Origin of the sequence: Bacteroides sp. D22 (assembly GCF_000163675.1) — a bacterium.
Lineage (GTDB): Bacteria > Bacteroidota > Bacteroidia > Bacteroidales > Bacteroidaceae > Bacteroides > Bacteroides xylanisolvens.
The window spans coordinates 45,616-60,456 of sequence record NZ_GG774801.1 but is presented as its reverse complement, the minus strand read 5'-3'; the positions used below and the strand labels follow the sequence as shown (position 1 = coordinate 60,456).

Below are 14,841 nucleotides of genomic sequence, written 5' to 3'. Positions count from 1 at the left end.
GAGATTATACATAAAAAAAGGGAATTCCCTATTTTTGAGAACTCCCTTTCCTATTTTGTTGAATTACTTTTCTTCTTATCAGAATGCGTAGTGGAAACCAATTGAAAGGTCTTCGCTAGTAAGATTAAGTCCGAATGAATGCTTAATAGGAGCATAATCCTCATCATAATCCATATTTCTCCGATAACCCAAGAAACCATACTTAGCTATAAAAGAGAAATTGTCATTCAACTTAACTGCGATTCCCGGTCTCAAACCGACTTGACCTCTTTTAAAAGTATCTCCATCTTTCACTTTATCAAAACCGATTGAAGCGGTTCCATCTAAGAATAAACGCACAATACCACTTTCATAATAAGAGAAACGGATATACGGAGCAAAGTCAAATGAATTCATAGAAACTTTGTTTGCATACTCATGTCCATACGCTAATTCAGCACCCAGCGCCCATGTTTCATTAAAGTTGTATCCGATTTCCGGAGCAATTTTAAAAGAAGTAGTGTTGCCTGTGCTGTTACGCCAAACGTTCAAAGATCCGCCTACGTAAATGTCTTGTGCTTTTACAGCGATAGTTGCTAACATCACAACTACCAATAATAAACCCTTTTTCATTTTCTTTGTTTTTTTAATTAAACGTTAGACCCCAATTCGGTCGATTGATTTCTGGGTGCAAATGTAAAGCAGTTTTTATGAACAAACAAACATTTAGTTAGTTTTTTATAATAAACACCAAATAAATGTTTAACGGAGACTCTGTACATCATATTATATGGCAACACAAAATTCTTGCTATCGATTCTTATTCAAATATATTGCATGTAGTGAGTGTTGTCATACCATAATAAGCCAAAGGATTTAAGAAGTAATGAGGACTGTTTCTTTAAGATTTAGTATCTTTGACGGGTGGTAAGCCTTTCAGCCATCAGACACAGACGCGTTTGACTGACATTGTATAGTGTAAAATGCTTCGTTATTATGAAAGTAAAGGCAATAAAACAGTTAGTTTAAACGATTTGTTATGTCAATAGAAATAAAGTATTTCGAGAACAGAAAAGATTGGCGAAAGTGGTTGAATGACAACTTTGAGACTGCCAATGAAGTTTGGTTTGTATTTCCCAGCAAGTCTTCAGGCGAAAAAAGTATCACATACAACGACGCTGTTGAAGAAGCTCTTTGTTTCGAGTGGATTGACAGTACGATAAAATCGCTCGACAAAGAACATAAAATTCAGCATTTCACACCCAGAAACCCTAAAAGTACCTATTCGCAAGCTAACAAAGAAAGACTTAAGTGGCTATTGGAAAATAAAATGATACACCCCAAATTTGAGGATAAAATACGAAATGTATTATCTGATCCTTTCATTTTCCCCAATGATATAATTGAAAGATTGAAGGAAGATAAGACAATATGGGAAAATTATCTCCATTTTTCCGACGCATATAAACGTATCCGAATTGCATACATTGAAGCAGCCAGAAAACGACCTGAAGAATTTGAAAAGCGATTAAACAACTTTATCAATAAAACGAAAGAAAATAAAAAGATCACAGGATTTGGCGGAATAGAGAAATACTATTAATCCCAACTAAAAATCAATGATAATCTAAAATAAAATAGACTGCAAATACTTTCACAAGTATTTACAGCCTATTTATCAGATAGTTAAGTACCTAACCAGCGTATTTGACTATCCTTCTATCGCTGCCTGAGCGGCCGCCAGTCTGGCAATCGGCACTCTAAATGGAGAACAACTAACGTAGTTCAGACCTACCCGATGACAGAACTTCACAGAAGAAGGCTCACCACCATGTTCACCACAGATACCACATTTCAAATCCGGACGGATAGCACGGCCTTTTTCTGTAGCCATACGTACCAGCTGTCCCACACCATTCTGGTCGAGAACCTGGAACGGGTCTACTTTCAAAATCTTCTTTTCCAAATAAACAGGAAGGAAAGAAGCTATATCATCACGAGAATAACCGAAGGTCATCTGCGTCAAGTCATTTGTACCGAATGAGAAGAACTCGGCAGAAGAAGCAATACGGTCGGCAGTCAAAGCAGCACGCGGGATCTCGATCATTGTACCTACTTTGAAGTCAATACTATCTCCTACTTCCTCAAACAATTTCTTAGCTTCCGAGCGAATCACATTTTCCTGCTCCTTGAATTCATACAAGATACCGGTTAACGGAACCATGATTTCCGGATGAGTTTCCACTCCTTCTTTCTTCAGTTCCAATGCAGCACCCAAAATTGCACGTGTCTGCATTTGAGTAATTTCAGGATAAGTATTTCCTAAACGGCAACCACGGTGACCCAACATCGGGTTATGTTCACACAGTGATTCTACACGTTGCTGGATATATTGCAGGCTTACACCCATCGTATCCGCCATTTCCTGCTGTCCCTTCAAATCGTGAGGAACGAACTCATGCAAAGGAGGATCGAGCAAACGAACGGTCACCGGGCAACCAGCCATTGCTTTAAAGATACCCTTGAAGTCTTCTTGTTGATATGGAAGAATCTTAGCCAATGCTTTCCGACGTCCTTCTGCATTTTCCGCCAGGATCATTTCACGCATTGCTTTGATCTTTTCGCCTTCGAAGAACATGTGTTCTGTACGGCAAAGGCCGATACCTACTGCACCGAAGTTACGTGCAACTTCCGCATCATGAGGAGTATCCGCATTGGTACGTACCTGCAAACGAGTATATTTATCAGCCAGTGTCATCAATTCGGCAAAGTCGCCGGAAAGCTCTGCAGCCTTCGTTTCTACCTTACCATTATATACTACACCTGTACTTCCGTTCAAAGAGATATAGTCACCTTCTTTCAGTAGTACACCGTCAATCTCTACCGTACGGTTTTTATAATCAATGTTCAATGCACCTGCACCCGATACGCAGCATTTACCCATACCACGAGCCACAACAGCCGCGTGAGAAGTCATACCGCCACGAGCCGTAAGAATACCTTCGGCAACTGCCATACCGGCCAAGTCTTCCGGAGAAGTTTCGATACGAACCATCACCACACGTTTACCGGCAGCATGCCATTCGGCAGCGTCATCAGCAAAGAATACGATCTGACCGGTTGCAGCACCCGGAGAAGCCGGAAGACCACGGGTCAACACTTTGGCTTTCTTCAAAGCATCCTTATCGAATACAGGGTGGAGCAATTCATCAAGTTTATTCGGTTCCACGCGCATCAAAGCAGTCTTTTCGTCGATCATACCCTGACGGAGCAAGTCCATAGCAATCTTTACCATAGCAGCACCTGTACGCTTACCATTACGTGTCTGGAGGAACCAGAGTTTACCTTCCTGTACGGTGAACTCCATGTCCTGCATATCTTTATAATGATTTTCCAGTTTAGTCTGGAGAGCATCCAATTCTTTATAGATTTCCGGCATTGCTTCTTCCATTGAAGGGAATTTCGCAGCACGAACATCTTCGGTAACGCCAGCCAATACAGCCCAACGTTGAGAACCAATCTTAGTGATCTGCTGTGGAGTACGGATACCTGCCACTACATCTTCACCTTGTGCGTTAATCAGGTATTCACCATTGAAAAGGTCTTCGCCTGTACCGGCATCTCGTGAGAAACAAACACCTGTAGCCGATGTATCACCCATATTACCGAACACCATAGCCTGTACATTGACAGCTGTACCCCATTCATCAGGTATACCTTCCATCTTACGATAAAGAATAGCGCGTTCATTCATCCATGAATCAAATACAGCACAGATAGCTCCCCAAAGTTGTTCGTATGCACAAGTCGGGAAATCTTTTCCGGTCTGTTCTTTTACAGCGGCCTTGAATTTCTTTACGAGTTCCTGCAAGTCTTCCACTTTCAACTCGTTATCCAGTTCTACCCCTTTCGCTTTCTTCACCTCTTCGATGATAGCTTCGAACGGGTCAATATCATCTTTATTGGTAGGCTTCATGCCCAACACAACGTCACCGTACATCTGTACAAAACGACGATAAGAGTCCCATGCAAAACGTGCATTACCCGTTTTACGGATAATACCTTCCACCACTTCATCATTCAATCCGAGGTTCAGGATCGTATCCATCATACCCGGCATAGATGCGCGTGCACCGGAACGTACAGATACCAACAAAGGATTTTCAACATCACCGAATTTAGATTTCATCAACGCTTCCACATGAGCGATCGCTTTTACAACTTCATCTTTCAGCAACTCAACCACTTTATCACGTCCTAACGTATTGTATTCCGTACAAACATCTGTAGTTATTGTGAATCCGGGAGGGACAGGAATTCCGATTAAATTCATTTCAGCAAGGTTGGCTCCCTTACCACCGAGCAAATTCTTCATGTCAGCCTTTCCTTCTGCCTGACCATTACCAAAGGTATAAACTCTTTTTTTATCCATAATATTGTGTTTAAAGTTACATTATGACTTTTTTCTGTTCGCAAATCTAAGGATATTTCGCAAACTTGAAAACTTTTTGCGAAAAAACTTTCTATCAAAATGCAATTTCGACATTACAATCCGGAATATTTCTGTATACCCGAATTTTTTCCAAAAAAAATACCTACTTTTGCAAAGTAATTATTAGACTGGTGTAAAAGTGGCAAGAAAGAAAAAAGAGCTTCCCTTATTGGAGAAGGTAACAATCATGGATGTGGCTGCCGAAGGAAAAGCCATCGCAAAAGTAAACGACCTAGTGATTTTTGTTCCCTATGTAGTGCCGGGTGATGTTGTAGACCTGCAAATCAAGCGTAAAAAGAATAAATATGCCGAAGCTGAAGCGGTGAAGTTTCACGAGCTGTCGCCCAATCGCGCTGTTCCTTTCTGCCAACATTATGGCGTATGCGGTGGCTGCAAGTGGCAAGTGCTCCCCTATTCGGAGCAGATCAGATATAAGCAAAAACAAGTGGAAGATAATTTGAGACGTATCGGAAAGATCGAACTTCCCGAGATTTCTCCGATTCTCGGTTCTGACAAAACGGAGTTTTACAGAAACAAACTGGAATTCACCTTTTCAAATAAGCGCTGGTTGACAAACGAGGAAGTTCGTCAGGACGTGAAATACGATCAGATGAATGCGGTAGGTTTCCACATTCCGGGAGCATTCGACAAAGTACTGGCTATTGAGAAATGCTGGTTGCAGGATGATATATCCAACCGCATCCGGAACGCAGTACGTGACTACGCTTACGAACACGATTATTCTTTCATCAATCTGCGCACACAGGAAGGTATGCTGCGGAATATGATTATACGCACATCTTCCACAGGGGAACTGATGGTAATCGTCATTTGCAAGATTACAGAAGATCACGAAATGGAACTGTTCAAGCAATTACTCCAATTCGTAGCGGACTCTTTCCCCGAAATCACTTCGCTTCTATACATTATTAATAATAAGTGCAACGATACCATCAACGATTTGGACGTTCACGTATTTAAAGGGAAAGACCACATCTTTGAAGAAATGGAAGGCTTGCGTTTCAAGGTCGGCCCGAAATCATTCTATCAGACTAACTCGGAACAGGCTTATAATTTATATAAGATAGCCCGTAACTTTGCCGGATTAACAGGAAACGAACTGGTATATGACCTTTATACAGGAACAGGAACAATTGCCAATTTCGTTTCACGCCAAGCCCGCCAGGTGATCGGTATTGAATACGTGCCGGAAGCTATTGAAGACGCAAAGGTGAATGCAGAAATCAATGATATCAAGAACGCAATTTTTTATGCCGGTGATATGAAAGATATGCTGACGCAGGATTTCATCAATCAGCATGGGCGCCCCGACGTAATCATCACAGACCCTCCCCGTGCCGGTATGCACCAGGATGTGATTGATGTCATTTTGTTTGCGGAACCGAAACGAATTGTATATGTAAGTTGTAATCCTGCTACTCAAGCGCGGGATCTGCAATTACTGAATGAAAAGTATAAGGTGAAGGCTGTTCAGCCCGTAGATATGTTCCCTCACACTCATCACGTAGAAAATGTGGTGTTGCTGAAACTTCGATAAAGAGTTCACCACAGATTACACAGATTAGCACAGATTATAATAATCAGTAATAAAAATCTGTGTTAATCTGTGTAATCTGTGGTGAAAAATAAATTCTCAAAAGAAAAAAGAAATGAAAAAAAGACCTAGAAGAACTCCTGCAGAAAAAGCACGTGCTCAATATACCAATTATGCAGTCAAAGAGCCCATGGAATTAATGGAGTTCCTGGCTGCCAAGATGCCGGATGCAAGTCGCACGAAATTAAAATCGTTGTTAAGCAAGCGGGTCGTGTTTGTTGATAATGTGATAACCACGCAATTCAACTTTCCCCTTGAAGCAGGCATGAAAGTGAAAATCAGCAAGCAAAAGGGAAAGAAAGAATTTAATAACAGATTGCTGAAGATTGTATATGAAGACGCCTATATCATTGTCGTCGAAAAGATGCAAGGACTTCTATCCGTCAATACGGAGCGTCAGAAAGAGCGCACTGCCTACACGATACTGAATGAATATGTGCAACGCTCCGGACGTCAATTCCGTGTGTTTATCGTTCACCGCTTAGATAGAGATACTTCCGGTCTGATGATGTTTGCCAAAGATGAAAAAACGCAGCGGACGCTACGCGACAACTGGCATGAGATAGTGACCGACCGCCGATATGTAGCTGTAGTGGAAGGTAGTATGGAAAAAGATTATGATACAGTCGTTTCCTGGCTGACTGATAAAACGCTTTACGTAAGTTCCAGTGAATATGATGACGGTGGATCAAAATCTATTACCCACTATAAGACAATCAAACGCGCTAACGGATATTCTCTGTTGGAACTCGATTTGGAAACTGGCCGAAAGAATCAGATTCGTGTACACATGCAGGATTTAGGCCATCCTATTATCGGCGACGGAAGATATGGAAGAGAAGATTCTCCCAACCCTATCGGACGATTGGCACTCCATGCCTTCAAACTTTGTTTCTATCATCCGGTAACGGGAGATTTAATGGAGTTCGAGACGCCTTATCCGGCGGAATTTAAGAAGTTGTTTCTAAAAAAATAAAACAATATGCTCAAAATAGAAAAGGAGTTATATCGATTGATATAACTCCTTTTCTATTTAAATTATAATTTATTCTATTGCATCTGCAACTCAATATAATCAATATATTCTCCATCAAGATACAAATCACCTTGCAAATAACGACCTCTAACACGAACACCTCTAATCTCACGTAAAGCAAAATCATAACCATAATCAAGATACAATGTTCCATAATCCACCCACCAACGGAATGGCAAATCACCGGCCGGCCTACCATCGTAGTCAAAGACTTGGTAATCTATTCCCAAACCATTGTTATCCAAACGAATACCACTTTCTATCGGATTATTGTCAGAACCAAACCATAAATCACCAACCCAAGTACGTCCCATCAAATCGTCATAAATATCTTCATCGTCTTCACACGAAGTAAAGCCAACCAATAAAGTCAGCATCATCAAGATACCCGCATATTTCTTTATCATTTCCATAATTCTCTAGTTTATTGCGTTTATTAATACAAAATTAGCGTTTTTTATTTACTATACATCACAAGCCACAAGTTTTTTGTACCTTTGCAAAGATAATATTAAAATTTCCACATGAAACTTCTTTGGCTTGATTTAAATAGTTCGTACGCTCATTCTTCGTTGGCATTACCTGCCTTACATGCCCAAATAGCAAATAATACAGACATTGAATGGTGTACCGTCTCCGCTACGATCAATGAAAACACTGGCAGTGTCGTCAATCAAATCTACCGCCATCAACCGGATATCATTGCAGCTACCAATTGGCTATTCAATCATGAGCAACTCCTGCACATTGTTTCACGCGCAAAAGCATTACTACCTCACTGCTGTGTTATACTCGGAGGTCCCGAATTTTTAGGAGATAATGAAGCTTTCTTATATAAGAACAAATTTGTAAGCGGAGTGTTTCGCGGAGAAGGCGAAGAAGTATTTCCATTATGGTTAAAAGTGTGGAATCAGCCAAGAAAGGAATGGAAATCAATCACAGGACTTTGTTACCTGAATGAATCAGGAGAATATCAGGACAACGGACTTGCCCGTGTCATGAACTTTTCTGAATTGGTTCCTCCCGAAAAAAGCCGTTTCTTCAATTGGAGCAAACCATTTGTGCAGTTAGAAACTACCCGGGGATGTTTTAACACCTGTGCTTTTTGTGTCAGTGGAGGTGAAAAGCCGGTTCGTACCTTATCTCTCGAAGCAATCAAAGAACGTCTCGACGTGATACACGAACACGGAATCAAAAACGTGCGAGTACTGGATCGTACTTTCAATTACAATAATAAACGGGCAAAAGAGCTATTAAATTTATTCCGTGAATACCCGGACATCTGTTTCCATCTGGAAATTCATCCGGCACTACTTTCCGATGAACTCAAACAGGAATTAGCCACTCTGCCTAAAGGTCTGCTGCACCTGGAAGCCGGTATCCAAAGCCTTCGGGAAAACGTGCTTGAACAAAGTCGAAGAATAGGAAAACTCTCCAATGCTTTGGCCGGACTCCATTATCTATGTTCACTTGAAAACATGGAAACTCATGCCGACTTGATAGCCGGACTCCCACTCTACCATCTATCAGAGATTTTCGACGACGTCCGTACCTTAACCGAGTATGGCGCAGGAGAAATCCAACTGGAATCTCTGAAATTACTTCCGGGCACCGAAATGCGAAGAAGAGCGGATGAATTAGGTATACAGTATTCTCCACTTCCTCCATACGAAGTACTTCAAACCCGTGAAATCACAGTAGATGAGTTACAAACAGCCCATTATCTGTCACGCCTGTTAGACGGTTTCTATAACACTCCTACCTGGCGAAATATCACCCGTATACTAATTTTGGAGAACCCCCATTTTATACATGACCTACTCGACCATCTGGTCCGGACAGATGTCATCGACACTCCTCTTAGCTTGGAAAGAAGAGGATTAATCCTTTATGATTTCTGCAAGAATCATTATCCCGACTACCTGACACAAGTCAGTATTGCATGGATAGAAGCAGGTATGTCATTAAAAAAAGCTCCGGCAGAAAAAGTAAGAACCAAAAGACAGTTACCTCCTGAAAGTTGGGAAGTAGTATACGGTGCATACCGTGAAAATCTACGACTATGTTTCCTCCCTGTCGATGAAGAAGGACATGGCTACTGGTTTGGCTTTGAATCGGAAATTCAGAAGATACAACCCGTTTTCAAAGCTAGAAAACTATCATAAACAAAAGAAAAGTATTCCCATATTATGTGAAATAATTACTATTCACTAATCGTTCAAAGCAGCATATCCTGTTTTTCACCGTCCATACAATAAACTTTACTAGCACAGTGTATGGACATTCGGAAATATCAATTGAATATTCTTTGTTTATTATTGTTCCCCTTATCCGCAACAGGGCAAGAATGGAGCAAACAGGACTCATTGAGACTTCAGCAAATGTTGGAATCCGATCAGGAAATCAAGATAAACAGAAAGCTTATCGAAAAAGTAGAGCAAAAAATGTACTCTCGAAAACCATTTGTAGATTTTGATCCCACACTACCCACTTTAAAATCTTCCACAATCTTTTCGAAACCTTCTATTCACACATACAAGATGTTCCAAAAGCCAGGTTCCACCTTTTTACCCACTTATTCCTGGCTAAGAATAAACAAGAATCTTATTCTGCATAGTAAAAGTGACTTTGCAGAAAATTCCAATCATTTCCATATCCAAAGCCAAATGGAATATAAATTATCCTCCAGATGGTCTCTCGATATATATGGTTCACAAAACCTCGATACCCGAAGATACCGAGGGCTCCCCTCCGAAGTGGAACCAACCAAATTGGGAAGTAATGTCGTTTTCAAAATAAACAAAAACTGGAAAATCAAAACAGGGATGCAATACCAATATAATGCTATACGAAAAAGATGGGAATGGATACCTCAAGTTAGCGTTTCATACGAATGGTAAATCCTATTGATAATTGAGGATCGAAAAGTTTTAGAAAGCAAGAAAGCATATTTTCCATTTATTCTCGTACCTTTGTCATACGATTAAATATGCTATCATAATGAAGAACTTTATCAAGGGATTCCGGTTTACCCCCTCTAATTATCCGGCAGAAGTAGAAGCAAAAATACAGAAATACAGAAAACAAGGTTACAAACTTCCACCGCGTAAAGTACTCCGTACTCCCGAACAACTGGAAGGCATCCGGGAAAGTGCAAAAATCAATACAGCACTGCTGGATTACATTTCAGAAAATATCCGGGAAGGAATGTCCACCGAAGAGATTGATGTATTGGTATATGATTTCACCACCAGCCACGGCGCTATCCCTGCCCCACTCAACTACGAAGGATTTCCCAAAAGCGTCTGCACAAGCATTAACGACGTGGTTTGTCACGGTATTCCCAACAAAAATGAGATTCTAAAAAGCGGAGACATTATCAATGTGGACGTTTCTACCATTTATAAAGGATATTTCTCCGATGCATCCCGTATGTTTATGATTGGCGATGTCAATCCTGACATGCAAAGATTAGTACAAGTCACCAAAGAGTGTATGGAAATAGGTATTGCCGCTGCACAACCCTGGAAACAACTGGGTGATGTAGGCGCCGCCATCCAGGAACATGCAGAAAAGAACGGGTTCAGCGTAGTTCGTGATCTCTGCGGACATGGCGTAGGGATGCAATTCCATGAGGAACCGGACGTAGAGCATTTCGGCCGACGGGGTACGGGCATGATGATCGTACCGGGAATGACCTTTACCATCGAACCCATGATTAACATGGGAACCTACGAAGTCTTTATAGATGATGCCGACGGATGGACTGTCTGCACCGACGACGGACTCCCCTCCGCCCAATGGGAAAACATGATTCTGATTACTGAAACCGGAAACGAAATTCTTACTTATTAATGGAATTAATTTTACTTATCGTTGTTGCTGCATTAGTGATAGTCTTACTAATACTGTCACTTACAAAAGGTAATAATCAAACGCAAGCGGAACAACTGCAAACAGCTTTGCGCCAACAAATGCAGGAGAATCGCGAAGAACTGAATCGCAGCATCCGGGAACTCCGCTTGGAGATGACTCAAACGCTGAATCAGAATATGCAGCAATTGCAAGACACATTGCACAAAAATATGTTGACTAACGGAGAGCTGCAGCGTCAGAAATTCGATATGATGGCCCGTCAACAGGAATCATTGATTAAATCGACCGAAAAGAGGTTGGATGACATGAGGACAATGGTGGAAGAAAAATTGCAAAAGACATTGAACGAACGCATTGGCCAATCATTTGAAATTGTCCGCTCACAACTTGAGAATGTGCAGAAAGGACTAGGCGAAATGAAATCTCTGGCTCAAGACGTAGGCGGATTAAAGAAGGTATTGAGCAATGTAAAAATGCGTGGTACATTCGGCGAAGTTCAGTTAGGAGCATTATTAGAGCAGATGATGAGTCCGGAACAATACGACGCTAATGTAAAAACCAAGAAAAGCGGAACCGAATTCGTTGAGTTCGCAATCAAACTTCCGGGAAAGGATGATGCGAACAGCACCGTCTACCTGCCTATCGACGCTAAATTTCCCAAAGATGTGTACGAACAATATTATGATGCTTTTGAAGCAGGAGATACTGCATTGATAGAATCGTCCGGCAAGCAATTGGAAACAACCATCAAAAAAATGGCGAAAGACATTCACGACAAATATGTAGATCCTCCTTTTACCACAGACTTCGCCATTATGTTTCTGCCTTTTGAAAGCATTTATGCCGAAGTAATCCGAAGAACAAGCCTGGTAGAAACTCTGCAAAAAGATTACAAAATAGTTGTCACAGGACCTACTACACTAGGGGCTATCCTAAATAGCCTGCAAATGGGATTCCGCACGTTAGCTATTCAAAAGCGAACGGGAGAGGTTTGGACGGTATTAGGAGCTGTAAAAACAGAATTCAGCAAATTCGGAGGACTACTCGAAAAAGTACAGAAAAACCTTCAAAATGCCGGCGACCAACTAGAAGAAGTAATGGGTAAGCGGACTCGCGCTATCGAACGAAAACTCCGCCAAGTTGAACAATTGCCACATGAAGAAAGCATGAAAATTCTTCCGATAGATGATGGAGACGATGAATCGACAGATTAAAGCGAAATCCGAAGTACGACATATCCCAGTAAGCCGGAAAGTACGGTTCCGGTCAATACACCAAATTTGGCCTGATTCAATAATACAGGATAGTCTACCCCAAAAGAAAGATTAGCGATAAAGAGTGATACAGTAAAGCCAATACCTCCCAACAATGCAACTCCGGAAAGATTCTTCCAGGTCATCCCTAAAGGCATGGGAGTCAATCTTATTTTTATAGCCAGCCAGGTAAAGAAATATATTCCAATAAATTTTCCCAGTAACAGACCGGCAGCAACAGCAATACTGACAGCTCCCACTAATTCGCCTCCCCCACTAAACACAACGCCGGCATTGACAAATGCAAAAAGAGGAAGAATCAAATAATTGACTGTTCCATGCAAATTATCTTCTAATGACTGCAACGGACTAATTACACGGTCGGAAGCCGATTCGACCTCTTTCAACTTGGCTATTTGCTCATTAGTCAGCACAATGCTTTCAGATTGCATTGCCGGAAAATCGGCAATGGTATGACGAATTTTTTCGATGTACTTCCCTACATTCAGACGAGGTTTAGCGGGAATAACAAAAGCAAGAATAACTCCCGAAATAGTGCTATGAATACCGGATTGCAAAAATAAATACCAGATAATCACCCCAATCACCAAGAAGAATACCTTATTTGTCGTTCCATACTTTCCTATAAAATAAAGTAAAATATAAAAGAGTATAGCTACCAAAAGATAGCCATAGGCAACATGTGAACTATAAAAAAGAGCGATCACCAAAATTCCCCCGATATCATCGACTACCGCAAAAGCAGTCAAAAAAATCTTCAAACTCAACGGCACACGGCTGCCTAATAAGCTCAACACCCCCAATGAAAAAGCAATATCCGTAGCCATAGGAATGGCGAGTCCATGTCCGCCTTCACTACCCGGAACACAAATAAGCGAATAGATCATCACAGGCAACAACATCCCACCACAAGCGGCAATGAAAGGCAACGCCGCCTTACGGAAAGAGGAAAGCTCACCTACCAATAGCTCACGTTTGATTTCCAGTCCAACCAATAAAAAGAAAATCGTCATCAAACCATCATTGATAAACTCAATCATTCGCAGATTTTCCCCACCATGCGAAAGCAAATTAAAATTTCCTATCTGTAAATGAAGTTCATGCGACAAAAATTCCTGATATACCGGAGCCACAGAAGAGTTCGCAATAATGGCTGCCGAGATAGCAGCCAGGAATAAAAGAATACTCGCCGTGATATTCATAGACGAGAAGTTCCGCATAGTCCGCAAAATAGTCATAACGAAATGTTTTTATAATATTAGTTTTGCAATATACAGAATTTTCTAATTAGTATAACTCCTTAAAGCAAGATTTTTGACCCAAAGTACAAAAATTCCTGTCAAAATCAGATTCAGTACCAAGGTAAGAACAGAAATCACCAATGCCGGCCCACCCAAGTTATACCCTAACGCTATGAAAATAATTCCGGCTCCTACCTCACCACGGGTAAACATACCGATAGAAAGAGCCAGTCGCTCGCTTAATTTCCGGTCACGGTAAAAGAACATCGGGCAAAGCTTTCCTATATTCGACAATAAAGAGACAATCACTACATGAAACATAATCATCCCCCACGACATCATCTCCTGCGAACCGGTGACGGAATAAGCACCTGCATGAGTCTCCGCAAAGTTCACACCAATAAAATGCGGCATACTCATCCCCACCAGGAACATGAAGAAAAATGAGATTCCGGTAGACACCTTTCGTTCCACGGGCGTGTCATGTTCCTTATGTTTCATAATCATACCCAGCACAAATGCAGGCAGCAGGACTTCAATATGAATACTTCCCTCCTCCCCATACAATTCCTTACTACCGAGATAAAGAATTTGAGTAGCCAAAAATATGATTATTGAATAAAAGAGGATAGCCTTCCAATCCTGACGCCAATCGTACTTATTCAGCCTTTGCCAGCCGATCGATAATAACAGGAACACAATCACTACCACAATAATCAACTGCCAGCGTAGCCCGATCATCATAATCTGAAGAGGAATCATCAAAAGAATCGTATCCAAATCGTCAAAAATAGCCAACACCTGTATCTTCTTATAAATCCAACTGGACTTTAACCCGATAGCCGCCAACATTGTAAACAAAATACCGGCTGATGTCGGTGCGGCAAAACGGCTCAATAGTAAGTTCTCCTTCCAGGCTTCCCAACTATTCCAAAAATCGGGTGGAAGCAATACAAACACATAATAAATGGCAATCATAAACCACGGCAAAGCAGCCGTAGCCATGGCAATAAAATAATCCTGGGCGTAACTTTTCCATCGTGTCTTATCAAGAACGAATTCACGGCCTACATTAATCATTATAAAACTAAGGCATACATAGAGCAATACATTCGATATGTATTTAACAGCTCCATAGCCATCCCCTGCCATCATCGGCAAGAATTGCGAAACGACGAGCCCCAACATCAGGAAGCCCGAAAAAGACAGAACTTTTCTCATATTTATAGTTGTTTGTTCCTAAAAAGTGATTGCCAAGGAAAGCTCTGCAGACAGAAGGCAATCACCTGGTGTATTAAAAACTAACCGCAAGTCAATTTGTTCAGAAC

12 protein-coding genes are annotated in these 14,841 nt (G+C 41.2%); 7 read left to right on the top strand and 5 right to left on the bottom strand.

What is annotated here, in order from left to right:
- Positions 1-78: 78 nt before the first annotated feature.
- On the bottom strand, positions 79-612 hold the full coding sequence (locus HMPREF0106_RS16865) for an outer membrane beta-barrel protein (RefSeq protein ID WP_009039498.1): 534 nt from the start codon (positions 610-612) through the stop codon (positions 79-81).
- Positions 613-1,018: 406 nt separating this feature from the next.
- Here HMPREF0106_RS16865 and HMPREF0106_RS16870 point away from each other — a divergent pair, with 406 nt between their 5' ends.
- A complete protein-coding gene (locus HMPREF0106_RS16870; protein WP_008643692.1) occupies positions 1,019-1,582 on the top strand; it encodes a YdeI/OmpD-associated family protein in 564 nt (187 codons plus the stop codon).
- Between the two features lie 108 nt (positions 1,583-1,690).
- Here the strand turns inward: HMPREF0106_RS16870 and ppdK are convergent, their stop codons facing one another.
- Positions 1,691-4,411, bottom strand: a complete 2,721-nt coding sequence (gene ppdK / locus HMPREF0106_RS16875) for a pyruvate, phosphate dikinase (protein WP_004312312.1) — start codon at positions 4,409-4,411, stop codon at positions 1,691-1,693.
- A 247-nt stretch (positions 4,412-4,658) separates the two neighbouring features.
- On the opposite strand from ppdK, the gene rlmD reads away from it, so the two are divergent.
- Both rlmD and HMPREF0106_RS16885 read left to right on the top strand, forming a co-directional pair.
- Complete coding sequence (gene rlmD, locus HMPREF0106_RS16880) at positions 4,659-6,029, top strand: 23S rRNA (uracil(1939)-C(5))-methyltransferase RlmD (RefSeq protein WP_229037639.1); 1,371 nt, start codon at positions 4,659-4,661, stop codon at positions 6,027-6,029.
- Between the two features lie 112 nt (positions 6,030-6,141).
- Complete coding sequence (locus tag HMPREF0106_RS16885; protein ID WP_004312314.1) at positions 6,142-7,062, top strand: RluA family pseudouridine synthase; 921 nt, start codon at positions 6,142-6,144, stop codon at positions 7,060-7,062.
- A gap of 74 nt (positions 7,063-7,136) precedes the next feature.
- Here HMPREF0106_RS16885 and HMPREF0106_RS16890 read toward each other — a convergent pair whose 3' ends face one another.
- The gene (locus tag HMPREF0106_RS16890) at positions 7,137-7,535 is read right to left on the bottom strand and encodes a hypothetical protein (RefSeq protein ID WP_009039496.1); all 399 of its coding nucleotides are present in this window, start codon (positions 7,533-7,535) and stop codon (positions 7,137-7,139) included.
- A 111-nt stretch (positions 7,536-7,646) separates the two neighbouring features.
- Between HMPREF0106_RS16890 and HMPREF0106_RS16895 the strand changes: the two genes are divergently transcribed.
- From HMPREF0106_RS16895 to HMPREF0106_RS16910, 4 genes are all read left to right on the top strand, one after another.
- A complete protein-coding gene (locus tag HMPREF0106_RS16895) occupies positions 7,647-9,287 on the top strand; it encodes a B12-binding domain-containing radical SAM protein (protein WP_009039495.1) in 1,641 nt (546 codons plus the stop codon).
- Positions 9,288-9,398: 111 nt separating this feature from the next.
- Positions 9,399-10,022: a DUF4858 domain-containing protein gene (locus HMPREF0106_RS16900; RefSeq protein WP_009039494.1), complete on the top strand. Its 624-nt coding sequence runs from the start codon at positions 9,399-9,401 to the stop codon at positions 10,020-10,022.
- A gap of 100 nt (positions 10,023-10,122) precedes the next feature.
- Positions 10,123-10,977: a type I methionyl aminopeptidase gene (gene map, locus HMPREF0106_RS16905; protein WP_008643702.1), complete on the top strand. Its 855-nt coding sequence runs from the start codon at positions 10,123-10,125 to the stop codon at positions 10,975-10,977.
- Positions 10,977-12,212, top strand: coding sequence for a DNA recombination protein RmuC (locus HMPREF0106_RS16910; protein WP_009039493.1), 1,236 nt, complete (start codon positions 10,977-10,979; stop codon positions 12,210-12,212). Before map ends, HMPREF0106_RS16910 begins: the two co-directional genes overlap by 1 nt.
- Here HMPREF0106_RS16910 and nhaA read toward each other — a convergent pair.
- Positions 12,209-13,510, bottom strand: a complete 1,302-nt coding sequence (gene nhaA / locus HMPREF0106_RS16915; RefSeq protein ID WP_004312783.1) for a Na+/H+ antiporter NhaA — start codon at positions 13,508-13,510, stop codon at positions 12,209-12,211. The genes HMPREF0106_RS16910 and nhaA overlap by 4 nt on opposite strands.
- 45 nt (positions 13,511-13,555) lie before the next feature.
- On the bottom strand, positions 13,556-14,734 hold the full coding sequence (locus tag HMPREF0106_RS16920; protein WP_008643708.1) for a hypothetical protein: 1,179 nt from the start codon (positions 14,732-14,734) through the stop codon (positions 13,556-13,558).
- Positions 14,735-14,841: the final 107 nt, after the last annotated feature.

Excerpts from the sequence above, each read along its gene's own strand:
- HMPREF0106_RS16870 (WP_008643692.1), top strand. The coding sequence starts at position 1,019 with ATGTCAATAGAAATAAAGTATTTCGAGAACAGAAAAGATTGGCGAAAG.
- HMPREF0106_RS16890 (WP_009039496.1), bottom strand. The coding sequence starts at position 7,535 with ATGGAAATGATAAAGAAATATGCGGGTATCTTGATGATGCTGACTTTA.
- map (WP_008643702.1), top strand. The coding sequence starts at position 10,123 with ATGAAGAACTTTATCAAGGGATTCCGGTTTACCCCCTCTAATTATCCG.
- HMPREF0106_RS16910 (WP_009039493.1), top strand. The coding sequence starts at position 10,977 with ATGGAATTAATTTTACTTATCGTTGTTGCTGCATTAGTGATAGTCTTA.
- ppdK (WP_004312312.1), bottom strand. The coding sequence starts at position 4,411 with ATGGATAAAAAAAGAGTTTATACCTTTGGTAATGGTCAGGCAGAAGGA.
- HMPREF0106_RS16900 (WP_009039494.1), top strand. The coding sequence starts at position 9,399 with ATGGACATTCGGAAATATCAATTGAATATTCTTTGTTTATTATTGTTC.
- HMPREF0106_RS16895 (WP_009039495.1), top strand. The coding sequence starts at position 7,647 with ATGAAACTTCTTTGGCTTGATTTAAATAGTTCGTACGCTCATTCTTCG.
- nhaA (WP_004312783.1), bottom strand. The coding sequence starts at position 13,510 with ATGACTATTTTGCGGACTATGCGGAACTTCTCGTCTATGAATATCACG.
- HMPREF0106_RS16885 (WP_004312314.1), top strand. The coding sequence starts at position 6,142 with ATGAAAAAAAGACCTAGAAGAACTCCTGCAGAAAAAGCACGTGCTCAA.
- HMPREF0106_RS16920 (WP_008643708.1), bottom strand. The coding sequence starts at position 14,734 with ATGAGAAAAGTTCTGTCTTTTTCGGGCTTCCTGATGTTGGGGCTCGTC.
- rlmD (WP_229037639.1), top strand. The coding sequence starts at position 4,659 with ATGGATGTGGCTGCCGAAGGAAAAGCCATCGCAAAAGTAAACGACCTA.
- HMPREF0106_RS16865 (WP_009039498.1), bottom strand. The coding sequence starts at position 612 with ATGAAAAAGGGTTTATTATTGGTAGTTGTGATGTTAGCAACTATCGCT.